Here is a 23,262-nt window from a genome sequence, read left to right as displayed (position 1 = left end):
CCGGCCCTGGTACGCCGACTCGACGACACGCCCAGCGCGCACGGATTGTGACGGACGCTGCCACGCCCCGATAGCGGTGGTCAAGCATCAGGTGGGACGCGACTGTCAAGCATGTCCCGTGACGGGACACAGCCGGCTGCCGGCGGGGCGGTTCAAAGTTTCTGTACGTCTTCAAGGCGGCCCGCAATGGGCCGCACGCGCCGCCGCCTGGGCGCGCGCCGGCCGCTGCCGCTGGCGCTCTGCGGCCGTCACGCCTGACGCCCGGCGGCTGGCGCGGAAGGCGGGAGCCCGGAGGGCCGCCACAGAACGACAGGCCGTTGGCGGGTGAGGGTGGTGGGCCGGCAGCCGGCCGGGCCGCGCGGCCACGAGCCCGCGCGGCGTAGGGAAGCGCACGCCGGCCGCGCCGGCGAGCTGGCGGCGGTCGCGGGGTTGCACCTACTGCGCCTCCGGCGGGGGCACAACGACTCCAGGATGGTCGGGGTACCGCTGGCTGGTCGCGGTCCGAGGGTGGTTGGGGTGGACCATCCCGTATGCCACCGACCCGGGCGAGCCGAGCAGACCACCGCCCGGCTCGCCAGCGTCCGAACGTGCGTCAAGGCCCGCTTGACGTGGCGAGCCGAGCGGCGGCCCGCTCCCCAGAAGGGCGGGTCGGCGGCATACGGGATGGCGTGATGGCTCTTGGACGCGGATCCGCTTTGGTTGACCTGAGCGCGACTAAGCGGAGATTCCGCGCACCTTGTCCCAGCCAGCCAGGAGCACCACCGCGCCTGCTCAGTCTCCGTTCCCGCCGCCTTTCAACGGGAAGAAGCCATAGCGACCAAAGTCGGCAAGCTTGGTGAAGAAGAGGACGTCGGCCGTCTCGGAAAGTTCCGACGGCGGAGTCGTGTTCTCGATAATGATGGCCTGCCCGTCGAACTCTGTGTCGACGTAGCGGTAGAACGCGGAGACGACATTGGGAGTGACGAACTCCTCACCCTCAGCCACGTCCTCCACCACGCTGTCTGGCTCACGATACGTGACAAGCGGGGAGTCAAGAACGACGAACCCAGGATGCTGCAACTCTCGCTCTATGCAGTACTCGGCTAGGCCGAGTGTAAAAGCAGCATGGAGGATCGATCTCATGCCCTTCCCGCGGCTCGCCCGAGGCTTCCCATCGATCACTAGGTCTTCAGCCTCTTGGTCAATTAAGACGGGACCGTCCTGCGGAATGCCCCAAGCGGACAAGATAGTCGCGACCGTACGACAGAAGTCGTTAAGAACCGCGGTGCTTGGCCATCGCCTGGGAGCCGATGGCCTCTCGATAGGCGCTGGTTCGAATGTTTGGGCGAGAGCCTCGATGCGCTCGATCTGGGCGTAGTTGTTCAGTAGCTGCTCAATCGCCGATTTCTGGTTGTACATCTCTGCCGCAACGGCTTGTTGCGGACGAAGTTGCTCTTCGACCTGGCGATCGCGTTGAGGCGCCGGCATTGGCCGGCGCGGTCGGCCACACCGCCGGACGGCCAACGGCGTCGACGAGCGCGATCGGCGGAGCAGGCTCGATTCGCGGTGCCGGCTCACGGAAGGCTGCGGCGGACGATCATGGCCTCCACGGCTTCCTTGCCCGCCGCCAGACTCGCGCCGGTCAGCTCGCGGTACATCTTGATGGCCTGGATCTTCCTCCCGGCCTGGGCCAACTCGTTGACCGACGCCATGCTCGGTGGCAACTGGCTCCACGGCGGTGGCTCCCGTCGCGGCCACAGCGCCTCGCGCCACGTCATCCCGGACACCCTGCGCAGCACCCAACTGATGACCAGCAACCCAACGAACTCGACACCGACAGCGGCCAGGCCACCGCCATGATGACCGAGAAGCCTCTCGTCGATGAGGTAATGACCCAACCCAAGCGACACACCGACCAACGGAAGCCCATCGGCGACCCGGCGCAACTTCTGTCGATCCACCTGCCGCTCCCTTCGCCCGTTGAGCATCCCACGACAAGGCTCACGACCAACAGGCCGCGAGTCGCGAGCACGATCCATCCGCTGTCGTACGTCCGTCGTGGTGTCGACGCCTGTCAATCCAGGAAATCGTGCAGCGGCAGATAACCAGACCCGCCGATCAACGACCACGACCCGCGGCACAAGGAGATCCGGACTATGCCTCATAGGCGAGGCGCTAGGCAGCGAGGCAGCAAAAAGGCAGCGCGAGCCTCGATGCGGGTAGGACCCAAACGTCAACCGACGGGATACGGCACCTGCTCGTCGATGCGGGCCGCCACCAGATGGCAGCGGTCAACAGCGTTAGACCGCATCCCCCCAACGGGGGTCATGCACGGGGTAGCGATCAGTCTCCGGGCGCGCCGCTGCGACAACGGCAGGCCAGGACGACCTCGCCGCCGGCGCGGACCTGCGCTGGGATGGGGCGTGACGGGTCGGCGGTCACGCGTCCGGTGGGTCGTTCCGTGGCACGGCGGCGATCTTCTTGGCGTCTCGCCTCAGGTCCCAGACGTAGGCGCTCAGCAGGAAGGCGCAAGCCCCGCCCACGTACAGGATGGTCGAATTGCCGGCCATCACCGCGACGGCGATCACCAGGAACCCCGCGGCTAGCAGGAAACCTGGGGCGTGGCGTAGGACCTTCTGTCCGAGGACCAGGTGGGCGTATTGCACGGCGGCCATGTCCACGGCGGGATCCGGGTAGGGCTGCCCCCGCTTTGTCGACCGCAGGACGTCCAGGCGGGTCGCGAAGGGAACCTGGCGCCATGCCTTCTCGATAGCGCGTCGTTCGGATCTGGTCATGTGGATCTCTGGCACGGGGCGCAGTACAGCCGAGTCGAACGAACTTGTCAACGATGGTGTCACGTGCCTCGGGTCGAGGGCCGACAGCAACGGCGACCTGACATCAGCCATTGACATCAACGGTGGCGGCCGAAGCCGGATGAGTGCGAACGGATGTCGCCTCCGGCCTGTACCCGGTGGACGTCAGCGGACACTACGACTCTCGCCGCAAACGCCTTGTAAGCGAGAAGTCGTCGGTTTTGCGAGTCCGGTCACCGCTACGCCGCACACGTGGCGAAGCGCACGGCGGGCCCCGGAAGGGGCCCGCCGTGGCGGCTGGTGCTGTGCCGGTTATCTGGGTGGGAACTGCGATTTGCGGGCCGGTTCTGCGAGGTTGGCGGTGGGTGCCGCGGCGGTGAAGCCGATGACCGCGCAGTTGATGTCGACGCCGACCGAGCCGTAGGGTGCGGGTTCGCCGGTGGCCGGGTCGACGCCGGTCAGCAGGTCGGGTCGGGTGGCTGCCAGGTTGAAGACCTCGACCTCGTCGGTTTGGCGGGTGTTGAGCCCCTGCTCGACGGCCTTCTCGGTCCACAGGCCGAGCTGCGCGTCCCACAGCGGGCTGTAGGCGTGGGAGTGACGCGGGTCGGCCAGGGTCGGGAAGTCGCCGAACACGTTGAGCAGGTCACCGCCGTTGCGCAGCGCGTTGATCAGGCGCTCGTTGTCGGCGCGGGCGTCCTGGGAGATGTGCCCGTCTTCGGCCAGGTGGACGAAGCCTTGCGCCTCGGGGTTGTCGGCGCCGGTCTGGCCGTTGATGAAGCCGAACAGCCGTTCGCGGGCGGAGCCGAGGAAGTCGTCGCCGCCGTTGAAGGCCGCCCTGTCCAGCGCGGGTACGAAGGTCGAGCGCTCCAGCACTGCGGTCAGCGGCTGACCGGCGTCGGTGCTGAGGTAGAGGATCGGCTGGCCGGCGTCGAAGCCCTTGACGAACAGCATGTCGACCCAGGACTCGTTGAACTGGCCGGGCGGTGAGGGGGGTGCGATGTGCACGCCCAAGACCCGGTCGCCCGTGTCGGTGTGGCGCTTGACGTCGAAGTCGGGGCCGTCGCCGGTGGCCACGATCGGGGCGTTGTAGACGACGTTGGATCCCTTGATGCGGATGAACGGGCTGTACCCCTCGCCGGCTACCGCCCCGGGTTGGAATTCGGCGAGCGGGAAGCCGTTGGGCCCCGGTTCCGCGACGCGGGTCGGGCTGAAGTCCGGCACGCCCTGGAAGTTGACCACCGCGGGTCCGAACCGGTTCTCCTGCGGGGTGGGCGAGTCGAGGGTCACCGTCTGCACGCACTCGCGGCAGCTGATGGCGAGGTTGGCCAGCTTGGGCGCGAAGTTCACGCCCAGGTCGTCCGCCAACCCCTCGTCGGAGGCGTCCATCAGCACGAACCACACCGTCTCGCCGTCGGGGCCCCTGCCCGGGTACAGCGGCAGCCGCACCGTCTCCTTGCTCAGATCGACCTGGATCGCGCTGCCCAAGGTCAGCTTGTCCCGGGGCAGCAGCCCGTTCAGCTGCCCCAGGCCCTCAGCTGCACCTGGCCGGCCATGGGTGGGCGGCGGGCCGTGGTCCCCGTCATGCCGGGGCCCGTCATCGGCGAAGACAGGTTCAAGGACGGGTGGTCCAGCGGCGGACAGCACCGCAGCAGCCGCCAACACAGCCAGCCCGGCGATCCGTTTCCTTCGCATGATGCTCCTTCCGCAGCCTATGACGGCTAAGCGAGAAATCCTCCGATCTGGAGGCTATGCGGAGAGCCGTCCAAGTTTGTCCGAGAAGCGGCCAGTGCACTGGAACGGGTGGTGGTGCGCAAAAACCCATTCCGACGGGACGGATGATGCGAGGGAGTCTGGACGGCTTCGAGGGATTGCAGCCAGTCTCGATCGTCCCCCCGATGCGCCCCCAGACCCTGAGCGACGACGGGTGATGGCTGGACTCAGCCGGACTAGACGAGAACGACCCCCAACCGGCACTTCTGCTGGTCAGGGCCTTCTCGCACCTGGTGGCGGGTAGAGGATTCGAACCTCTGTAGCTTTCGGGACGGATTTACAGGCCGCCGCCGCGGTGTCGCTGAGCTGGGCCGTCTCTGGGCCGCCTGGGCCGCCAACGGGCCGTCAAACGTCGACCAATGACGACCATGGACAACCAGCAGCGCCCGAAGACACAGCAGGTCAGCCACCACGAGGGGGTGGCTGACCTTCTGGGCGACGGACGAGTCGACCTGTACGCCGGATTCTGTCACCGGCACGCCCCGAAGGGCGGCCGGCGGCGGCCATCCATCTCGGCCTGCCGTCGCCGGCAGGCTCCAGCGGCCTACCCGCAGACATCGGGCGGGCCGCCCTCAAGCGTCTGCGCGAGCCGTCATCTTGCGGTGACGGCTCTTTCTTGGCCTTGCTCCGGGTGGGGTTTACCGAGCCATCCCGGTCACCCGGGATGCTGGTGGGCTCTTACCCCACCGTTTCACCCTTACCGTCCCGTGTCGGGCCGGCGGTCTGTTTTCTGTGGCACTGTCCCGCGGGTCACCCCGGGTTGCCGTTAGCAACCACCCTGCCCTGTGGAGTCCGGACGTTCCTCGGCGACGGGCCGGAGCCCGTCGACGCGACCGCCCGGTCGACTCGTCCGTCGCGCTGTTCATCCTAACGACGCGCACCCCGCCCCCATTTCCACCCCGCGATCCGCCGTGCTTCCCGGCGTTGATCAAGAGGTTTGCGTCGCGGCGAGGCCGGATCCTGACGCAAACCTCTTGATCAACTCGGCTGAGGCGCGGGGGCCGGGGGCGGCGGTTCTGCGGGGGTCTTTCGGGCGGGCTAGCCTGCGGGATCATGGAGCTCTCCGACGTCGCGCTGCTGATTGCCGCCGGTCTCGCCGCGGGCACGGTGAACGCGGTGGCCGGGGGCGGCTCGCTGATCACCTTCCCGGCCCTGATCGCGGTCGGCCTTCCGCCGGTGCCCGCCAACGTCAGCAACTCGGTGTCGGTCTTCCCCGGCTACGTGGCCAGCGTGGCGGGCAGCCGGGCGGACCTGCCCCGCGGGCGGGCGCTCTGGCCGCTGCTGCCCACCGCCGTGGCCGGCACGGTCGTCGGCTGCGTGCTGCTGCTGGCCACCCCGGCGCGCGCGTTCGAACTGGTGGTGCCGTTCCTGGTGCTGGGCGCGACCGCCGTGCTGGCCTTCCAGGACCCGCTGCGCCGGCTGGTCGGCCATCCGGCCGACCTCGCCCCGCGCCGCCGTACCGTCACCGTGCAGGCCATGGTGGCGCTGGGGACGGTGTACGGCGGTTACTTCGGCGCCGCCCTCGGGGTGATGCTGGTGGCCGGCCTGGCCCTGGTGCTGGACACCACGCTGGCCCGGGTGTCGGCGATCAAGAACCTGCTCTCGGCCATGGTGGGGCTGACCACGCTTGTGGTGTTCGCGCTGTTCGGCCCGGTCCACTGGGCCGCGGTCGCGGTGGTCGCGCCGGCCACCCTGGTCGGCGGGTACGTGGGCGCCCGGCTGGTCCGCCGGCTCCCGCCGGTGGTGCTGAAGACCCTCATCGTGGTCTTCGGCACGGTGATCGGCCTCTACCTGCTCTACCGCGCCCTGGGCTGACCGAACCTGGGAGGGGCCCCGGCGGAAGGGCCCCTCCGCGGGCTCAGTACGCCTCGCCGACCGGCTCCTCCGGCGCGTGCTCGTTGCGGCGGGCGGCGGAGTTCCACCGGGACCAGAGCACCCGCTCGCCGTAGCCGGCGGCCATCACGTGCGCGAAGGCGAGGTAGACCAGCACGCCGACGGCGAGCACCCCGAAGCCGACCCAGAACGGCAGGGCCAGGCCGTGCTCGGCGAGCTTGCCGGAGATGATCGGGGCCGGCGCGGCGGCGCCCCAGCGGACCAGGTTGAACGCCCCCGTGGCGACCCGGCGGTCGCCGGAGCCGAGGCCCAGGGCCAGGTCGGTGAGGTTGGCGTTGGCCAGGCCCATGAACAGGCCGGCCAGCACCAGCACCACAAGCGACATGGCGGTTCCGGTGGAGGTCGCGAAGAGCACCATGCAGACCAGCAGGCCGGCGATGGCGACGCCGACGGTCTGCACGGCGCCGATCCGGTGCGCCAGCCGGTGGCCGACCAGCAGGATGCCGGCGGCCAGGCCGAGGCCCCAGCCGGTGAAGGCCAGGCCCAGCGGGATGACGTCGAGGTGCAGGTAGAGCGGCGTGTAGCCGAGCACCACGAAGAAGACGAAGTTGTAGGCGGCGGTGACCACGCAGAGGGTGACGAACGCCGGCTTGCGGTAGGTGGAGAAGATCGCGCCGAGGCGTACCGGGGGCTGCCTGTGGGCCGGTTCGCGGAGCTTGCGCGACGCGACGGCCAGCGCCAGCACCATGAACACGCCGCAGACGAAGAAGGGCAGCCGCCAGCTCACCTCGCCGAGCAGGCCGCCGATCAGCGGGCCGACGGCGAAGCCGAGACCGAGCGCGGTCTCGAAGAGGCCGACCACCCACTCCCGGTCGTTGGCGAGGTTGACCAGGACCACCATGGCGGTGGCGAAGAACATCGCGTTGCCCAGGCCCCAGACGCCGCGCAGCACGGAGAGCTGCACGATGTCGTTGCTGAACGACGCGAGGATGGCGGCCACGCCGACCACCGAGACGCCGGTGACGAGCACCGGCTTGAAGCCGAACCTCCCGCTGGCCAGGGTCGCCGGGATCATGCCGACCGCCATCACCGCGATGTACGCCGTGAAGAGCAGTTCGACCTGCCAGGCGGTGACCCCGATGGCCTCGCCGATGGCGGGCAGGATCGGGTCCACCACGGCGATGCCCGCGATGGCGAGGAAGGCCACCAGGGTGGTGGCGTAGATGGCACTGCGGTTGGGTTCGGATCGCCGATCCACTCCGCGCCTCCAGACAGATAGCTGTATGTTACAGGTAATTCTGTTGTATCATACAGCTATGAGGGACGACCACACGACGGGAACCGACCCGGACGCCGCCACGCTCGGCCGGATCGAGACCGAGATCGCGCTGCTCATGCGCCTCGGCGAGGCGACCCGCCGGGCCACCGGCACCGCCGAGCACCGGGTGCTGGACCGGGCCGCCTACGTGATCCTGCGGCACCTGGACAAGGCCGGCCCGCAGAACGTCTCAGCGCTGGCCGCCCGGCTGAACCTGGACGGCTCCACGGTCACCCGGCAGGTGTCCGCCCTGCAACGGGACGGGCTGATCGCGCGTACCCCCGACCCGGCCGACGGTCGCGGCACGGTGATCTCACCGACCCCCGCCGGCCTCCAGCGGATGGCCGCGGTGCGGGCCGCGCGCACCCGGCTCTACGGCGACATCCTGGCCGACTGGACCGGCGACGACCGGGACACCCTCGCGGAGCTGCTGCACCGCCTCAACGAGGCCCTCGACGCGCGCAACCGGCGCCGCTGACCGCGCAGGGCCCCCGGCCGACGCGAGGCGTCGACCAGGGGCCCTGCTCCTCAGGTCAGGCGACCGGCTCGCGAGCGGATTCGGCGTCGCGGTCCGGGCCGGGGGTGACCCGCGGGTCGCCCTCGTCGGCGAAGTAGTCGTCCGGAGTGGTGCCGTCCACCCCGTCGGCCACCTTCGCGGCCCGCAGCACCAGGGTGAGCAGCGCCGCCACCGCCAGGTTGACCAGCACCGCCACGATGCCCACGTAGATCGTCTTCTTGGTGTCGAAGCCGAACTCGGAGAGCGGGAAGGCCGAGCCGGCGAAGTGCTTCTTGCCGGTCGCCGGGTTCCCGACCTGGTAGAGCATCCACATGCCGAGCCCCATGCCGGCCACCCAGCCGGCGATCAGGGCGCCCCGGTGGAACCAGCGGGTGTAGAGGCCCAGCGCCACCGCCGGCAGCGTCTGGAGGATGATCACGCCGCCGATGAGCTGGAGGTCGATGGAGAACTGCGGGTCGAGGAAGACGATGCAGGCCACCGCGCCGACCTTCACCACCAGCGAGGTGATCTTCGAGACGTTCGCCTCCTGCGCCGGGCTGGCGTCCCGCTTCAGGTACTCCTTGTAGATGTTGCGGGTGAACAGGTTCGCCGCCGCGATCGACATGATCGCCGCCGGCACCAGCGCGCCGATGCCGATGGCCGCGTACGCCACGCCCGCGAACCAGTCCGGGAACTGGCTGTCGAAGAGCAGCGGCACCACGGTGTTGCCGTCCACGCTGCCGGCCTTGGCGCCGGGCAGCGGCTTCACGTTGGCCGCGATGGCCATGTAGCCGAGCAGCGCGATCAGCCCGAGCAGCAGGCTGTACGCCGGCAGCGCGGACATGTTCCGCTTGATCACGTCCCGGTTCCGGCTGGCCAGCACGCCGGTGATGCTGTGCGGGTAGAGGAAGAGCGCCAGCGCCGAGCCGAACGCCAGGGTGACGTACTGGAGCTGGTTGTTGGCGTTGAGCAGGATGCCGTCCCCGGGAGCGGGTGACGCCTTGAACTTCGCGTCGGCCGCGTCGAAGATGTCGCCCCAGCCGCCCAGCTTGTACGGCAGGTAGATGACCGCCACCAGGATCACGATGTAGATCAGCGAGTCCTTGACGAAGGCGATCAGCGCCGGCGCGCGCAGCCCGGACTGGTAGGTGTAGGCCGCCAGGATGGCGAAGGCGATGATGATCGGCAGGTGCCGGGCCAGCGCGCTGTCCCCGGTCACGCCCATCGTCTTGAGCACCGCCTCGATGCCGACCAGCTGGAGGGCGATGTACGGCATGGTCGCCACGATGCCGGTGATCGCCACCAGCAGCGCCAGGATCGGCGAGTCGAACCGGTTGCGGACGAAGTCCGCCGGGGTGACGAAGCCGTGCCGGTGCGACACCGACCAGAGCCGGCAGAGCACCAGGAAGACCAGCGGGTAGATGACGATCGTGTAGGGCACGGCGAAGAAGCCCGCCGCCCCGGCCCCGAAGATCAGCGCCGGCACCGCCACGAAGGTGTACGCGGTGTAGAGGTCACCGCCGACCAGGAACCAGGTGATCCAGCCGCCGAAGCTGCGCCCGCCCAGCCCCCACTCGTCCAGGTGCGCCATGTCGCGCGGCGCCCGCCACCGGGCCGCCACGAAACCCATGGCGCTGACCAGCAGGAAGAGGAGGCTGAAGACGATGATCTCGGTGAGGTGGTCGCGCCACATCAGCGGTCACCTCCCCGCTTCTTCGTCATCTGGTAGACCAGCGTGGTGGTGGCCACGCCGAGGATGATCCAGGCCAGTTGCAGCCAGTAGAAACGCGGGAACCCGAACAGCCGGGGTGAGTCGGCGTTGAAGAAGGCCGGGATCAGCGGCACCACGATCGGTATGAAGAGCAACCAGTTCCAGGGGCTGTGGTCCTTCGCCCTGGATCGCGCCGGTGTCGGCGCCTCCGGTTCTGGTGAGGCCATGTGACACACCTCCGGGAAGTCGTAACTTGCCATGTGACGGCCGGAGGCTACGACCCTGTGAGCGCAGTCACGTTCTGCCGGAGGACGGCGATGCGCCGAGCGGCCGCCCGCATGCGCCGAACGGCCGGCGGCTCCAGGTCGCGGCGCGCCGTCAGACGCGCCGCGGCGGAGCCGCCGTCGGCGGTCAGAGGTCGGACAGGTGCGCGGTGTCGTTGACCGAGCGGACCGCGACGCCGCCGTCCGGGTAGAGGTCGAGCACCGAGACGCCCGCCGTGTCCAGGTAGAGCCGGTGCAGGAAGGCGTCGCCGGCCGCCAGCGCGTCGCGCAGCACCAGCTTGATCGGCGAGACGTGGGAGACCACCACGACGGTCTCCCCCGGGTACGCCGTCCGCAGGCGGTCGACCGCTCGGCCGGTCCGCTCGGCGACCGCGGTGAACGACTCGCCCTCGGGCGGGGCGATGCTCGTGGAGGCCAGCCAGGCGTCCAGTTCCCCGGCCCAGCCGTCGCGCACCTCGGCGAAGGTGCGCCCCTCCCAGACCCCGAAGTCGCACTCGATGAGGTCGTCGTCGGGGCGTACCGGCGGGTTGCCGACCAGCGCGGCGATCGCCTCGGCGGTGGCCGTGCACCGGGACAGCGGGGAGCTGACCACGGCGGCGACCGACGGCGCGAGGGCGGCCACCCGGGCGGCGGTGGCCCGGGCCTGCGCCCGGCCCCGGTCGGTCAGCGGCACGTCACCGCGACCGGAGTAGCGCTTCTGAACGGTCCGCTCGGTCTCGCCGTGCCGCACCAGGATGAGCCGGGTGGCCTCCTCGGTCGGGCGCGGCTCCCAGGAGGCCGGCGTGGTGGCCGGGTCGGTGCCGGTGGCCCGGCCGGTGGCGGCACGCGCGGCCACCTCGCGGGCCGCGGCCCGGGCGGCCGAGTCGGGGGCGGCCACCTCACGCGGCGGCTCGACGATCCGCGGCGACTCCACGACCGGTCGGGTCGGGGCCCGGCCGGCGGCCGCGTCCATCGCCGCGTTCGCCAGCGCGTCGGCGTGCTTGTTGCGCTCCCGGGGGACCCAGCTGAACCGCACGCTGGCGAACCGGCCGACCAGGCCGGCGGCCTGCGCGGCCAGCGGTCGCAGCCCCGGGTTCTTGATCTGCCAGCGGCCGCACATCTGCTCGACCACCAGCTTGGAGTCCATCCGCGCCTCGACCTCGGCCGCGCCCAGCTCGGCGGCGGCCTCCAGCCCGGCGATCAGGCCCCGGTACTCGGCCACGTTGTTGGTGGCGGTGCCGATCGACTCGGCGCGCTCGGCCAGCACCTCACCGGTCGCCGGGTCCCGGACCACCGCGCCGTAGCCGGCCGGCCCCGGGTTGCCCCGGGAGCCGCCGTCGGCCTCCACCACGACCGCGCGCACCGCCACGACGGCTACAGCCCCGACTCGTTGGTGCGGACCATGATCCGCCGGCACTCCTCGCAGCGGACCACGTCGTCCGGGTCGGCCTTGCGGATCCGGGCCAGGTCGGCGCCGGACAGCTCCAGCCGGCAGCCACCGCACCGGCCGCCGGTGAGCAGCGCGGCACCGAGCCCGGTGTCCGTCCGGATCTTCTCGTAGAGGGCGACCAGGTCGGCCGGGAGGTCGCCGGCGAGCGGCTGGCGGGAGCCGCGCTTGAACTCCTCGTCCTTGGCGATCTCGGCGAGGCTGTCGTCGCGGCGCTGCTCGGCCGCGGCGCGCCGGTCCCGGGCCTCGGCGATCCGCCGCTCGACGCCGTCGAGCACGCCCTGCGCGGTCTCCCGCTGCTCCATGAGCTCCAGCTCGGCGTCCTCCAGGTCGCTCTGCCGGCGGTTCAGCGAGGCCAGCTCGTGCTGGAGCGCCTCCAGCTCGCGGGCCGGGCCGCTGCCCGCGGCCAGCCGGGCCTCGTCCTTGCTCTTGCGGGCCCGGACCTGCTCGACGTCCTTCTCCAGCCGGGCGATGTCCCGGTCCAGGTCGTCCACGGCCACCTGGGCGCGGACCCGCTCGTCCTCCAGGGCGGAGAGCTCACGCGCCAGGGCCTCCAGCTCGGCCAGCTCCGGCAGGGTCCGGCGGCGGTGGGCGAGCTGGGCGAGCGCGGTGTCGATCGCCTGCAGGTCGAGCAGGCGGCGCTGCACCTTCGGGTCAGCCTTCACGGTCGGGGCTCCTTGTCGTCCGGTCGGGGTGCGGCGGCGTGCACGGTCCACGGGTCGGTGTCCAGGTCGGACACCACGGTCTCGACGCCCAGCTCGTCCCGCAGGTGGGCGGCCAGGTCGTCCAGCCAGGGTCGCTCGGTCGCCCAGTGGGCGGCGTCCAGCAGGGCCGGCCCGCCGGCGGCGAGGTGCTCGCCGGCGGGGTGGTGGCGCAGGTCGGCGGTGAGGAACGCGTCCACCCCGGCCGCGGTCGCCTCGGCGAGGAAGCTGTCCCCCGAGCCACCGCTGACGGCGAGGGTACGAACCATACGCCCGGGATCCCCGGCGGCGCGAACTCCCCAGGCGGTGACGGGAAGCACGGCGGCGGCGTGCCGGGTCAGCTCGGCCAGCGTCAGCGGGGCGGGCAGCTCGCCGATCCGGCCGATGCCCCGGCCGGGGCCGTCGGCGGGCGAGCCGGGGCGGGGCGGGTGCAGTGGGCGCAGCCCGGTCAGCCCGAACCGGGCGGCCAGGGCGTCGGACACCCCGGGGTCGGCCACGTCGGCGTTGGTGTGCGCCACGTACAGCGCCACGTCCGCCTTGATCAACCGGTGCACGATCCGGCCCTTGTACGTGGTGGCGGCCACCGACGAGACCCCGCGCAGCAGCAGCGGGTGGTGCGCGACGATCATGTCGGCCCCGGCGGCGAGCGCCTCCGCCACCGTCTCCGGGACCACGTCGACCAAGCAGGCGACCCGCCGGACCGGGGCCGCGGGCTCACCGAGCACCAGGCCGACCCGGTCCCACTCCTCGGCCCAGGCCGGCGGGTAGCGGCGGTCCAGCGCGGCCACCACGTCGGCGACCGTGGGCGGCGATCCGGTTGTGCTCACGGCCGGCCAGCTTACCGGCGTCGGGGCGCGGTATGGGCCGGCTGGCCCGGACCGGGCCGGACCGGCGGGACCGGACCGGGCCGGCGGGGGCGGACCCGCCGGGCCGGTCCGGAGACGGTCAGCCGACCGGGGCGACCGGGCGCGGCACGCCGCGCAGGGCGGCCAGGCCGGCTCCCCACGGGAAGGCGTCCAGGTGCCGCTCGCCGGTGCCGGGCGGGTGCAACGGCACGACGTGGTCGCCGAAGACCACCCGTACCCCCCACTCGCGCAGCCGGGCCAGGCTGGCCCGGAACGCCGGGTGCGCGGCCATCGCCACGTTGGTGTACGGCACGGCCGCGATCGGCACTCCCAGCCCCTGCCCCTCGACCAGCAGGCCGAGGGCGAGGGTGTCGGCGATGCCGACCGCCCACTTGTTGACGGTGTTGACCGTCGCCGGGCAGACCAGCATGGCGTCCGCCGGTGGCAGCACGTCCGGGTCGCCCGGGTTCTTGTAGTGGGTGCGGACCGGGTGGCCGGTCTGCCGCGCCAGGGCCGTCCGGTCGACGAACTTCGCGCCGTCCGGCGTGGTGACCACGCAGACCTGCCAGCCCTCCTGCTGGGCGAGGTCGACCAGCCGGCCGACGTGACGGGCCAGCGGCGAACCGCAGGCGATGACGTAGAGCACCCGGCGGTGCCCGTTGCTGGTGTGCGGACCGCTCATCCGACCGGCCGCGCGCTCATACTCCGACTCCCATGTGCTCAGCCAACTCCGCGATCGGCGAAGGCGGCGCACCCCGTGTGCGACGGAGCACGTCCGACATCACCTCGTGGGCGATGGGCCGGCAACGGATCTCGGAGGGCGCGAGCCGGTCGCCGCGGAGCAGCATGTCCCCGGCGTTCGCGACATCGCCGATCTGGGCGAAGCCGCGGGCGATGTCCAGCAGGTGGTGCGCGCGCCGCTCGGGCAGCAGCGCGTTGAACGCGGGCTCGGCAAGGCGGTGGTGGGTCTCCACCGCCCGGCCGCCGTCGCCCAGCTCGACGGCCGCGGCGGCCCGGTGCAGCTCCAGGTTGGTCGGGCCGAACGAGGTCCAGTAGTGGTTGTGGTCCCCGCCGAGCAGGGTGGCCGCCTCGGCGGCCCCGGTCAGCAGGTCGTCCACGGTCGCCGAGTCGCCGATCCGGGCGGCGGCCATCGCGCCCTGGAGCAGCAGCATGCCGTAGACGGAGAGACGTTCCGGCCGGACGTCGTTCTCGCCGCCGGGGGCGAGCCGGTTGGCGATCCGCACGTTGAGTTCGAGCGCGGGGCGGGGGCGGCCCATCGCGACGAGGGCGTTGCAGACCCGGGTGGTGGCGATGCCGGCGAGCAGGGGGTCGTCGGCCCGCTGGGCGACCGCCATCGAGCGGTCGGCGGCCAGCCAGGCCAGGTCGCACTCGCCGAGCTTGCGCAGCACCGAGGAGGCGATCTGGTAGACCTGCCCGAGCAGGTGGGCGGCCTCCCGGGCCTGGTCGCCGCCGTAGCCGGCGTCGGCGGCCTGGGCGTCGCGCAGCAGCTTGGGCAGGGCGCGGGTGAGCATGCCGTAGCGGCCGTACTGGTAGGTGAGCCAGGCGTGGTTGACCGCCTTGCGCATGTCGTTCAGCGGCGGGGGGTAGGGCGCCGCGTCGAAGTACGCGCTCATCGAGTCGTAGCGCTCCAGCGCCGCCCGGATCTCCTCGACCTCGACCTGGTCGATGCAGTTGAGGGCGTCGGTACGCCGCTCCGGGTCCTTGCCGAGGAGCAGTTGCACGTCGACCTGGAGGATGTCGGCGATCTCGTAGAGGACGGAGAACTTGTCCAGCCGCCGGACGCCGCGCTCCACCTTGTCCACCCAGCTCTTGGACTTGCCGAGCCGGTCGGCGAAAACCTGTTGGGACATCTTGCGCCGGCTCCGCCAGTACGCCACCCGCCGGCCTATGGGTAGCTCGTCCATCTGACCATCCCTCCCCCTGCCCGCATCCGGCTGATCCCCCCGGTCGACCAATTGCGACGGTCCTTCAGTTTTCAGGTTTTCGCTGGTCGCACAGTCTGTACGTCGGCCGTACGGCCAGTTCTCGTAGTTTTCGTGCAAGTTGCATCAGCCGTTCGTCAGCTCAACGAGTGTGGGTTACGGCAGTGACGGCCTTCGAGGTGTGGCGTGTGGACAGTCCAGATGGGGCGAGAAGGGGTGGCACACATGTGGGGGAATGTCGGACCGCGCGTGGCTCACCTGTCGCCGCTGGAACGGGTCCGGCTGCGCCGGGTCGCCGTCCGGTACGCCGCGCACGGCTGGGAGGTGACCCCCGGCGCGTGCCTGGCCAACAGCCGCTTCGTGTGCGGCCGGGCCGGCTGCCCCACGGTCGGCTGCCATCCCGCCCTGGAGAACTGGGAGCACGCGGCGAGCGCCGACCCGGCCCGGGTGGCCACCTGGTGGCGCAACCGCCCGCACGGGGTGCTGCTGCCCACCGGGCGCGCGTTCGACGTGCTGGAGGTCGCGGCACACCTGGGCCGGCGCGTGCTGGACACGGTCGCCACCCACCCGGCCGGCTCCGGCGTACGCGGTCCGGTGCTGGTCACCCCCACCGGCCGCTGGATGTTCCTGGTCCGCCCCGGCGACCCGCTGCGGCCGGAGCTGGAGCACTGCTTCCACGTGGTCCGGCACGGTCCCGGCTCGTGGATCCCGGCCCCGCCGACCCGGCTGCCCGAGGGGACGGTGCGCTGGGCGGTCGCCCCCGAGCAGGCGCGCTGGCGGCTGCCCGACTCGTACCTGGTGCAGAACGCGTTGATCGCGGCGCTACGGGCGGCCGGGATCACGCTCGCCGCCGACCTGCTCCCCGGCCAGCTCCCCCTCCCCCGACGCAGCTGCTGACCGACGACTCCCGGACAGCGACCTGACCGGCGTCGCACTCGTTGTGCCTGCTGAGGGCGCACGCGCGCCAGAGCGGGGGTTGACGATGTCCGAGGACGACGCGGCCCGCCACAGCGGCGGTACCGAGCCACCGCGGCACCGGCGCCGCCCGTACCGCTGGGCGTTCACCCGCCCGTGGGGCACCCGGCCCCGCGGCTCGCGGCCCCGGGGCTCCCGCCCCGCCACCAACCACCGTCCCCTCCGCTGACCTCTCCTCGCCCCGGATCAGGTCGTCGACGGCAGGGCCCGGGACTGCAGGAGCCGGGCGTCCTCCGTCACGACCGCGTGGCGCCAGGGCGCGGGGAGGCCGTCCAGCCAGGCGATGCCGGGCTCACCCATGGCGACGGCGGCCGTCGCGTAGGCGTCGGCGACCCCGAGGTCGGGGCCCACCACGGTGACCGAGCGCAGGCCGACGGCCGGGGCGCCCCGGCGCGGGTCGACGACGTGGTGGCCGCGCTCGTACACCCCGGAGGTGGCGACCGCCAGGTCGGTGCCGGTCAGCACCAGGCAGGTGGCGGCCGGGTCCCAGGGGTGCCGGACGCCGATCCGCCACGGGTCGCCGGTGGCCGTGTGACCGCGTACCCGGACGTCGCCGCCGGCGTTCACACAGTGGTTCGGTGCGCCGGCCGCGACCAGCCGGTCGGAGGCGACCTGCGCCGCCCAGCCCTTGACGTAGCCGGACGGGTCCAGCCGCCCGGTGGCGTACGCGTCGAAGAACCCGTCGGTCCCGGTCCACAGGTCGGCGCAGCACTCCAGCACCGCCCGCAGGTCGGCCGACGCCTCGGCGAGCGGCAGCTCGCCCCGGTCCAGGCGGCACACCTCGCTGTCCGACCGGTAGGTGCTGAACCGGGCGTCCACCTCGCGCAGCCAGGCGAAGGTCCGCTCGGCCAGCTCGTGCAGGGTGGCGGCGGGCAGGTCGTCGGCCAGGTCGAGGCTGATCGCCGTACCCATGATCTGCTCGACCCGACGCAGGCCCGGACGGCCGGCACCCACCTGCCTCACGCAGTGCCGCTTTTCGTTCGCGACTGCGGGGCTCGCAAACCCGGCTCACTCCTCGCGCTCACGCCTTGTCCAACGCGGCCTGGAGCGACTGCTTGTACGCCGTGCTGGTGTAGGTGGCCCCGGAGACGGTGCTCAGGTTGGCGCTCTGCTTGGCGACCACCTCGCCCGAGCTGCCGCTGTAGCGGGCCTGCACGTCGTCGCTGCGCAGCCCCGACTGCCCGTCCAGCGGCATGCCGAGGCCGGTGGCGTCGACGATCCGGCTCCCGCTCAGCGTGATCCGCACCTGGAGCGAGCCGTACTTGTAGCTGACCACCGGCCCGGTGACCGTCCGGGTGGTGACCTTCGGCGCGCTGGTGGTGGTCCGCGGCGCGGCGGTGGTGGCCCGGGTGGTGGCGCTGGTCCGGGTGCCGGGGGTGCGGCTGGCGGCGGCGCTGGCGCTCGGCTTCGCCGACGCTCCGGGCCGCGCGGAGGGGGTGACGCCCCCGGGGGTCCGCTCGGGGGCCGCCGAGCCGCCGGGGACGACGGGTGCCTCGGCGACCGGCCGGTCCTGGGCGGCCTGGCTCGTGCCCGGGGCGCCCTTGAGCACCACCAGCACGGTGGTGCTGGCGGCCAGGCCGGTGATCGCGAGGAGCGCGCGACGCATGGGCGGGGCCTCTCTACAGCTCGAAGGTCGCGAGGTGGATCTGCCGGCGCGGCACGCCGGCCCGGCGCAGCACCCGGACCGCCTCGTCGACCAGGCCGCCCGGGCCGCACAGGTAGACGTCGCGGCGGGTCAGGTCGGGCACCAGCCGGCTCAGCCCCTCCGGGCTCATCACCTGGCGGGGACCGGGGTCGTCGCGGGAGCCGATCACGTACCAGACCGAGGTGCGCCGGGCCTGGGCCAGCCAGTCCAGCTCGTTGTGCAGCAGCACGTCGGCCGGGGTGCGGGCGCGGTAGATCAGGGCCGCGCCGGGCGGCAGCTCCTCCAGCATGGCCCGCAGCGGGGCGATGCCGCTGCCGCCGGCGATCAGCAGGGCCCGCTCGCGGGTCCGGTGCGCCGCCGTGAAGGTGCCGGACGGCCCCGCCGCCCAGACCCGGGTGCCCGGGTGGAGATCCCGCAGCTCGGCGGTGTGCCCGCCCACGACCTTCACGGTGAGCCGCAGCCAGCGGTCGTTGCCCGCCGCGGAGAGCGAGAACGGGTGCGACTGCCACCAGCAGCCGGGGTTGAGGAAGCGCCAGCGGAAGTACTGGCCGCCGAGCAGGTCGATCTGGTTGAGCCGGTGCCCGGTCAGGTAGATCGAGATGGTGTCCGGGCTCTCCGCGACCACGTCGGCGACGCGCAGCCGGTGCCGCAGGTTGAAGCGCAGCGGGGCGATCAGCCGGCCCCACACCAGCGCGGCCACCACCAGCAGGTACGCGGCGATCCAGCCGGTGCGCACCGGGCCGGGCTCGTAGAGCTGGGCGCCGTTGCTGAACTGGTGCCCGTAGCCGAGCAGCAGGGCGAGGTAGCTGGTCAGGTGCAGGTGGTGCCAGAGCTCGTAGGGCAGCCGCCGGCGGACGCCCCGGACCGCGGTGACGCCGACCGCCACCATGATCCCGGCGGCCACGAAGGCGGAGATCATGTCCTCGTAGTGGGTCAGCAGGGCGCCGACCTGGCCGAGGATCGAGTTCTTCTCCATCCGGGCGTAGCCGACCACCAGCAGCGCCAGGTGGGCGAGGACCGCCACCAGCAGGGTGGCGCCGACGTCCCGGTGCGCCCGGGAGATCCGCTCGCCGCCCAGCCGCCGTTCCAGCACGCCGAGCCGGCTCATCATGAGCACCTGGACCAGCAGCAGGTAGCCGGCGACCAGGCCGGTGATCCGGCCGGCCGCGGTGAGCACGTCGGTGGTGTCGGCCAGCGAGCCGGGCGGGGTGGCCAGCCACCAGGGCAGCACCGCGGCGACCAGGCCGAGCCAGAAGGCCGCGGCCAGCGCCCGCCGCCCGCCGGGTCCCCGGCGCGGCCGACCCGGGGGTACGGGGGCAGCCGGACGGCCGCCGTACGGGGCGGAGGGCCCGGTACGGCGGCCGGTGGCGTACGTGTCCTGGTATGTCACGCGTACAGCTTCATGGGGGCGTATTTCTGCCGGGGGAAGACCTTGTCCACCTGTGCGGTCGTCAGTCCGAACCGGCCCTGCGCGACCGACCCGTAGACGTTGAACATGTTGTTGTACTCGGGTACGTCTCCGCTGTCCAGATCGTTCAACCCGTTCCACGTGCCGAGGAGCGAGCCCGCGAGCCTGCGCCCCGACAGGATGGTAACCACCCCGCCGTGCCCGTGGTCGGTGCCACCCTGGTTCGAGGCGACCCGCCGGCCGAACTCGCTGGACACCATCACCGTCACGTCGCCGGCCCGGTCGCCGAGGTCGGTGAAGAACGCCGCCATCGCGTTGGCCAGCTCGTTGAGCCGGCGCCAGAGCTGGCCGCCCTCGCGGGTGCCCTGGTTCTCGTGGGTGTCGTAGCCGCCCATGCCGACCGTCGCCACCCGGACGTTCGCGCCGCCCTTGATGAGCTGGGCGAGCTGCTGGAAGGCGTAGCCGACGCCCTCGTACTTCACCCCGGCGGCGGCCGCGTACGGCTTCGCGGCGAGCTTCTGCGCGGTGGCCAGCGCGCCCATCCCCTCGATCACCGCCTCCTCCACCGGGTGGTTGATCCCGGTGAAGAGGCCACGGATCGCCTTCTCGGTCGCGGCGCGGTACCTGTCGTCGCCGTTGAGCCGCAGCTCACCGACGTTGTTGAGGGAGATCGCGCCGTTCACGCCGACCAGCGAGCGGGGCAGCGTGCTGCCGATGCCGACGCTGCGGAACGCGGTGCCCTTGCCGAGGGTGTCCACCAGGCTGTCCAGCCAGCCCCGGCCGCCGGTCTCACCGGGCAGGCCGCCCAGATTGCAGGCGTCCGCGGCCTGGAAGTGGCTGCGGGACAGCCGCGGGTCGGAGACCGCCGGCACGAAGCCGAGCTGGCCGGCCTTGAGCCACTGCTCCAGCGGGGCGAACGCGCTGGTCAGCTTGAAGCCGCGGCCGAGGGCCAGCGAGTCGTCGCCGAGCAGCAGGTCGGGGCGGGTCCGGCTGAGCACCGGGTCGTCGGCCGGGGCGACCAGGCTCAGCCCGTCCAGCCCGCCGTAGAGGAAGACGTGGATCAGCGTGCCGGTCTTCGTCGCCGCGAACGACGCCGAGGTGGTGACGAACTGGGCGGTGGCCAGGGCGGTCGCGGTGGCCGCGGCGCCGGCGACGAAGGTACGCCGGGTGACGCCCCGGCCGTCCTGCTGGGCCTCCTCCAGCTCCTCCAGCCGGCGGTACCGGTCCGCCTCGGCGGCGTTCTCCGCCGCGACGATGTCCGCCTCCGCGCGCAGCAGCGCCTCGGCCGGGTTGTCGGCCAGCCGCCGAACGTCGGGGCATTCGGGGTGCAGGGGGTACGGGTTCACGGTCATCTCCATCGAATGCCTCACCGGAGGTGGTGCTGGGGGGACGCGAGGATCGTCCGCGCGACCGCGGCGATGGCCCCGTTGAAGGTGGCGTCGACCTTGGCGCCCGCCGGCACCCCGGCCACGCCGAGCACGAGGGCCTTCTCCTTGGCGCTCAGCTTCTGGTGCACCAGCCGCTGGGCCAGCGCGTCCACGTACGCCCCGGCAGTGGCCGGCGGCTTCGCCACCAGCTTCTCCGGCTTGACGTAGGTGAACTGCTTGCGCCAGCCGCCGATCAGGTCGCCGGCCTCGTTCCAGCCGTCGACCATCGTGCCGGCGGAGGTCCAGGCCACGTAGACGTCCGCGTAGCCGTCCGGGGTGGGCTTGCCCATCGGGAACTGGCCCAGCTCGCGCATCTTGTCCTGGACCTGCCGCAGCCCCTGGGCGAACGGGGTGCGCCGCTTGTCGCCGTCGAAACCCGCGGACGCCTCCGGCCCCACGCCCAGCGACCGGTACGTGGCGACCAGGTACTCCATCGGCCGGCGGACCTTCTGGCCCACCGCGGCCCAGAACTCCGAGGAGCTGAACAGCGTGGCCAGCACCGGCCGGATCTGCCCCCGGTTGGTGGTGTACGCCTTGGCCAGCCGGTCCACGAGGGACTTCGGCGGGGTGTCGGAGACGAACCGCGTGGCCAGGTTGCGGGCCACGTAGCCGGCCGTCGACGCGTGCAGCGCGATGTACCGGATGTAGTCGTCGATCACCTTGTCGGCGACCTTCGGGTCGGCCGAGTTGTTGGCGTGGCTGAACCCGAGGATCTTCACCTTGCCCAGGTAGTGCCGGTCGGCGTGGAAGACGTACTTCCCGTCGGCCACGCCCCGGCCGGTCTGGAGCAGGGCGGCCTGGCGGACGTCCTTCTCGGTGTAGCCGCCGTCCACGCCGACCGAGTAGAGCTCCAGGTTCTCCCGGGCCAGGTTCTCGTTGACCGCGTCCTTGCGGGACTCGGTCTGGTTCAGGTAGATCAGCAGCGCCGGGTGCTTGTTGGCGGCCACCAGCATCTCCGGGTAGCTGCCCAGCGCGTGCTTGCGGACGACGTCCCGGTCGAACGAGTTGCGGTAGATCTCGCCGCCGTCGAAGTCGGCGGCGACGTGCAGGAAGTCGTTCCAGAAGTCGACCATCACCTCGAAGAGCTGGCGGTCGGACCAGATCTGCCGGGCGATGGTGGCGTCGACGGTCTCCCGCGCCGGGTCGACGCCCCGCTCGTTGAGCTGGTCCCGCTGGTCGCGCAGCTGCGTCGGGCTCAGCTTCAGCGAGGGCAGCTCGGCCAGCTTCAGCTCCGCCTTCGTCGGGGGGATCTTCTCCGGTTCCAGCTGCTGGCGCAGCCAGTCGTCGATGCCGAGCCGCTTGATGTCGGCGAGCACCTTGGGCGTCGGGCCGAAGGTGGCCCGGCTGGCCAGGTGGCGGATCGGGTCCTTGGCGAGCACCGTCTTGACGGTCACCTGGGTGGCCGCCGCGGCGGCCGCCGGGCTGGCGAAGATCCGGCCACCGGACGGGGCGTTGCGCTTGAGCGCCGCGCCGGCCCGGGAGCCCATGTAGCTCTCGTTCTGCTCGGTGTAGGTGCGCACCGTGCTGGGCTGCTGGCCGCTGGGGCGGGCCGACGTGCCGTCGGTGACCACCGTGCCGGTGGCGTCACCGGCGACCGGGTCGTCGGAGAACAGGCCGCGGACCCGCGGGGAGAGGCCGAGGGCGGCGCCGCCGGCGACCACGGCGGCGCCGCCGAGCGCGACGAGGGCCTTGCGCCGGCCGCGACGCGGCTCCTCGTCGTCGTCCAGGTTGGGCAGTCCCGGGCCGGGCGGCGGGGCGTACCCGCCGGACGGCTGGGGGTAGCCGCCGCCCGCGAACCCGTTGGGCCCGACCCACTGCGGCCCGGACGCCGGGGCCGCCGGGGTGGCGGGGCCGCCGGGACCGGCGTACGGCATGGCGTTGTCGCGGTACCCGTCCGGATGGGGGTGCTGGTATCCGTCCCAGCCGCGGTCGTCCCGGGGTCGACGCGGTGGCACGTTCAGGTCGGCCATGTAGCTGTCCCGTTTTCTTCGAGCGCCGGCTCGCCTGCCACCCAGGGGGTGGGCGGAGGGGCGGCGACGGTTGCCGGAGGAGTTGCTACGGGAAAGTAACCATGCGCATCCGGGCGCTCAAGGCACGCCGATGCCGCCGCCGAGGGCACTTAAGACGGTGCTCAGGCCGGCCCCGCGACGGCCCGTGGGACCGGCCCGGACCGGCGGTGCCCGGAGCAGGGCCAACCCGGGCGGCGACCGCCCGGACGTAACGTTTTTCCCCGTCGCGGCGCTGTTCGGGGCGTTCAACCGCTCAGGGAAACTTAAGGCACGGATAAGCCCGTGCTGAGGTCTCCGACCGGTGCGTCCAGCCCCGTCCCGCTCGGCGAAACCGGCAGCAGGAGCGGCGCGTGACCCGCCCCCGTTGCGGGTATGCCGCCGAACCGCTGAAGCCGTGAGGGGAAGGCACCGCCATGCTCAGCAAAGAGGATCAGCGCAGGTTCGAACAGATCACCCGCCAGCTGCGGGAGAGCGACCCGCAGTTCTTCGCCCGGCTCGACCACCGGGCCCGGGCCCGCCGAGGCCGGTACCTGATGCTGCTGACGATCGTGCTGTGGGCCTCGCTGCCGGCGATGACCGTACTGGCCGGGCGGCTGGCCGGCGCGATCTGCGCCGTGGTGCTGCTCGCCAACGCCGGCCTCATGTGGCGGTTCCGCCGCCGCTGGCTATGACCGTGCCG

Annotated in this window: 21 protein-coding genes and 1 other RNA gene; 4 read left to right on the top strand and 18 right to left on the bottom strand. The window is 72.1% G+C overall.

All coding sequences use genetic code 11. The annotated features are described in order from the left end of the window. Nucleotides 1–771: 771 nt before the first annotated feature. The 5 genes from NLX85_RS21980 to rnpB all read right to left on the bottom strand — a co-directional run bounded on the left by NLX85_RS21980 (nucleotide 772) and on the right by rnpB (nucleotide 5,411). Nucleotides 772–1,398: a hypothetical protein gene (locus NLX85_RS21980; protein WP_254338038.1), complete on the bottom strand. Its 627-nt coding sequence runs from the start codon at nucleotides 1,396–1,398 to the stop codon at nucleotides 772–774. Nucleotides 1,399–1,553: 155 nt separating this feature from the next. Beyond that, complete coding sequence (locus NLX85_RS21975) at nucleotides 1,554–1,940, bottom strand: hypothetical protein (RefSeq protein ID WP_254338036.1); 387 nt, start codon at nucleotides 1,938–1,940, stop codon at nucleotides 1,554–1,556. Between the two features lie 477 nt (nucleotides 1,941–2,417). Then, nucleotides 2,418–2,789 carry a hypothetical protein gene (locus tag NLX85_RS21970; protein WP_254338034.1) on the bottom strand — a complete coding sequence of 124 codons (372 nt, stop codon included), beginning with the start codon at nucleotides 2,787–2,789 and terminating at the stop codon, nucleotides 2,418–2,420. A 315-nt stretch (nucleotides 2,790–3,104) separates the two neighbouring features. Further along, on the bottom strand, nucleotides 3,105–4,277 hold the full coding sequence (locus NLX85_RS21965; protein WP_254338032.1) for a hypothetical protein: 1,173 nt from the start codon (nucleotides 4,275–4,277) through the stop codon (nucleotides 3,105–3,107). A 724-nt stretch (nucleotides 4,278–5,001) separates the two neighbouring features. Next, nucleotides 5,002–5,411, bottom strand: an RNA gene (gene rnpB / locus NLX85_RS21960) — RNase P RNA component class A. 204 nt (nucleotides 5,412–5,615) lie between these two features. On the opposite strand from rnpB, the gene NLX85_RS21955 reads away from it, so the two are divergent. Beyond that, nucleotides 5,616–6,377: a sulfite exporter TauE/SafE family protein gene (locus NLX85_RS21955; protein ID WP_254338030.1), complete on the top strand. Its 762-nt coding sequence runs from the start codon at nucleotides 5,616–5,618 to the stop codon at nucleotides 6,375–6,377. A 43-nt stretch (nucleotides 6,378–6,420) separates the two neighbouring features. Here NLX85_RS21955 and NLX85_RS21950 read toward each other — a convergent pair whose 3' ends face one another. Next, nucleotides 6,421–7,653 (bottom strand): MFS transporter, encoded by a 1,233-nt coding sequence (locus NLX85_RS21950; RefSeq protein WP_254338028.1) that lies wholly within the window; start codon nucleotides 7,651–7,653, stop codon nucleotides 6,421–6,423. A gap of 58 nt (nucleotides 7,654–7,711) precedes the next feature. Here NLX85_RS21950 and NLX85_RS21945 point away from each other — a divergent pair, with 58 nt between their 5' ends. Continuing rightward, nucleotides 7,712–8,191, top strand: a complete 480-nt coding sequence (locus NLX85_RS21945) for a MarR family winged helix-turn-helix transcriptional regulator (RefSeq protein WP_254338026.1) — start codon at nucleotides 7,712–7,714, stop codon at nucleotides 8,189–8,191. Between the two features lie 55 nt (nucleotides 8,192–8,246). Here the strand turns inward: NLX85_RS21945 and mctP are convergent, their stop codons facing one another. From mctP to NLX85_RS21910, 7 genes are all read right to left on the bottom strand, one after another. Next, nucleotides 8,247–9,902 carry a monocarboxylate uptake permease MctP gene (gene mctP / locus NLX85_RS21940; protein ID WP_254338024.1) on the bottom strand — a complete coding sequence of 552 codons (1,656 nt, stop codon included), beginning with the start codon at nucleotides 9,900–9,902 and terminating at the stop codon, nucleotides 8,247–8,249. Beyond that, nucleotides 9,902–10,147 carry a DUF3311 domain-containing protein gene (locus NLX85_RS21935; protein WP_254338022.1) on the bottom strand — a complete coding sequence of 82 codons (246 nt, stop codon included), beginning with the start codon at nucleotides 10,145–10,147 and terminating at the stop codon, nucleotides 9,902–9,904. The genes mctP and NLX85_RS21935 overlap by 1 nt, the downstream gene beginning before the upstream one ends. A gap of 184 nt (nucleotides 10,148–10,331) precedes the next feature. Continuing rightward, complete coding sequence (locus NLX85_RS21930) at nucleotides 10,332–11,552, bottom strand: bifunctional RNase H/acid phosphatase (protein ID WP_254338020.1); 1,221 nt, start codon at nucleotides 11,550–11,552, stop codon at nucleotides 10,332–10,334. A gap of 5 nt (nucleotides 11,553–11,557) precedes the next feature. Next, nucleotides 11,558–12,295, bottom strand: coding sequence for a zinc ribbon domain-containing protein (locus tag NLX85_RS21925; protein WP_254338017.1), 738 nt, complete (start codon nucleotides 12,293–12,295; stop codon nucleotides 11,558–11,560). Next, complete coding sequence (locus tag NLX85_RS21920; RefSeq protein WP_254338788.1) at nucleotides 12,292–13,122, bottom strand: Nif3-like dinuclear metal center hexameric protein; 831 nt, start codon at nucleotides 13,120–13,122, stop codon at nucleotides 12,292–12,294. The genes NLX85_RS21925 and NLX85_RS21920 overlap by 4 nt, the downstream gene beginning before the upstream one ends. A 154-nt stretch (nucleotides 13,123–13,276) precedes the next feature. Beyond that, entirely contained in the window at nucleotides 13,277–13,858 is a 582-nt protein-coding gene (locus NLX85_RS21915; RefSeq protein ID WP_091319840.1) for a flavoprotein, read from the bottom strand. 16 nt (nucleotides 13,859–13,874) lie between these two features. After that, a complete protein-coding gene (locus NLX85_RS21910) occupies nucleotides 13,875–15,101 on the bottom strand; it encodes a helix-turn-helix domain-containing protein (RefSeq protein WP_254338015.1) in 1,227 nt (408 codons plus the stop codon). 243 nt (nucleotides 15,102–15,344) lie between these two features. On the opposite strand from NLX85_RS21910, the gene NLX85_RS21905 reads away from it, so the two are divergent. Then, complete coding sequence (locus tag NLX85_RS21905; RefSeq protein ID WP_254338013.1) at nucleotides 15,345–16,016, top strand: bifunctional DNA primase/polymerase; 672 nt, start codon at nucleotides 15,345–15,347, stop codon at nucleotides 16,014–16,016. A 264-nt stretch (nucleotides 16,017–16,280) separates the two neighbouring features. Here the strand turns inward: NLX85_RS21905 and NLX85_RS21900 are convergent, their stop codons facing one another. From NLX85_RS21900 to NLX85_RS21880, 5 genes are all read right to left on the bottom strand, one after another. Continuing rightward, a complete protein-coding gene (locus tag NLX85_RS21900) occupies nucleotides 16,281–17,006 on the bottom strand; it encodes an FAD:protein FMN transferase (RefSeq protein WP_254338786.1) in 726 nt (241 codons plus the stop codon). A gap of 109 nt (nucleotides 17,007–17,115) precedes the next feature. Beyond that, a complete protein-coding gene (locus tag NLX85_RS21895) occupies nucleotides 17,116–17,700 on the bottom strand; it encodes an FMN-binding protein (RefSeq protein ID WP_254338011.1) in 585 nt (194 codons plus the stop codon). Nucleotides 17,701–17,713: 13 nt separating this feature from the next. Beyond that, nucleotides 17,714–19,129: a ferric reductase-like transmembrane domain-containing protein gene (locus tag NLX85_RS21890; RefSeq protein ID WP_254338009.1), complete on the bottom strand. Its 1,416-nt coding sequence runs from the start codon at nucleotides 19,127–19,129 to the stop codon at nucleotides 17,714–17,716. Then, a complete protein-coding gene (locus NLX85_RS21885; RefSeq protein ID WP_254338007.1) occupies nucleotides 19,126–20,505 on the bottom strand; it encodes a DUF1501 domain-containing protein in 1,380 nt (459 codons plus the stop codon). The genes NLX85_RS21890 and NLX85_RS21885 overlap by 4 nt, the downstream gene beginning before the upstream one ends. Nucleotides 20,506–20,513: 8 nt before the next feature. Continuing rightward, nucleotides 20,514–22,544 (bottom strand): DUF1800 domain-containing protein, encoded by a 2,031-nt coding sequence (locus tag NLX85_RS21880; protein WP_254338005.1) that lies wholly within the window; start codon nucleotides 22,542–22,544, stop codon nucleotides 20,514–20,516. Between the two features lie 452 nt (nucleotides 22,545–22,996). Here NLX85_RS21880 and NLX85_RS21875 point away from each other — a divergent pair, with 452 nt between their 5' ends. Beyond that, nucleotides 22,997–23,254, top strand: a complete 258-nt coding sequence (locus tag NLX85_RS21875; RefSeq protein WP_089013185.1) for a DUF3040 domain-containing protein — start codon at nucleotides 22,997–22,999, stop codon at nucleotides 23,252–23,254. Nucleotides 23,255–23,262: the final 8 nt, after the last annotated feature.

The organism is Micromonospora sp. A3M-1-15 (genome assembly GCF_024213425.1).
In the GTDB taxonomy this organism is placed as follows: Bacteria; Actinomycetota; Actinomycetes; order Mycobacteriales; family Micromonosporaceae; genus Micromonospora; species Micromonospora chersina.
The sequence above is the reverse complement of the archived record's forward strand: the minus strand, read 5'-3'. Positions and strand labels throughout refer to the sequence as shown.

Coding starts and splice junctions, on each gene's coding strand:
- NLX85_RS21980 (WP_254338038.1), bottom strand. CDS start 1,398: ATGTACAACCAGAAATCGGCGATTGAGCAGCTACTGAACAACTACGCC.
- NLX85_RS21955 (WP_254338030.1), top strand. CDS start 5,616: ATGGAGCTCTCCGACGTCGCGCTGCTGATTGCCGCCGGTCTCGCCGCG.
- NLX85_RS21945 (WP_254338026.1), top strand. CDS start 7,712: ATGAGGGACGACCACACGACGGGAACCGACCCGGACGCCGCCACGCTC.
- mctP (WP_254338024.1), bottom strand. CDS start 9,902: ATGTGGCGCGACCACCTCACCGAGATCATCGTCTTCAGCCTCCTCTTC.
- NLX85_RS21935 (WP_254338022.1), bottom strand. CDS start 10,147: ATGGCCTCACCAGAACCGGAGGCGCCGACACCGGCGCGATCCAGGGCG.
- NLX85_RS21915 (WP_091319840.1), bottom strand. CDS start 13,858: ATGAGCGGTCCGCACACCAGCAACGGGCACCGCCGGGTGCTCTACGTC.
- NLX85_RS21910 (WP_254338015.1), bottom strand. CDS start 15,101: ATGGACGAGCTACCCATAGGCCGGCGGGTGGCGTACTGGCGGAGCCGG.
- NLX85_RS21905 (WP_254338013.1), top strand. CDS start 15,345: ATGTGGGGGAATGTCGGACCGCGCGTGGCTCACCTGTCGCCGCTGGAA.
- NLX85_RS21900 (WP_254338786.1), bottom strand. CDS start 17,006: ATGGGTACGGCGATCAGCCTCGACCTGGCCGACGACCTGCCCGCCGCC.
- NLX85_RS21895 (WP_254338011.1), bottom strand. CDS start 17,700: ATGCGTCGCGCGCTCCTCGCGATCACCGGCCTGGCCGCCAGCACCACC.
- NLX85_RS21885 (WP_254338007.1), bottom strand. CDS start 20,505: ATGGAGATGACCGTGAACCCGTACCCCCTGCACCCCGAATGCCCCGAC.
- NLX85_RS21880 (WP_254338005.1), bottom strand. CDS start 22,544: ATGGCCGACCTGAACGTGCCACCGCGTCGACCCCGGGACGACCGCGGC.
- NLX85_RS21875 (WP_089013185.1), top strand. CDS start 22,997: ATGCTCAGCAAAGAGGATCAGCGCAGGTTCGAACAGATCACCCGCCAG.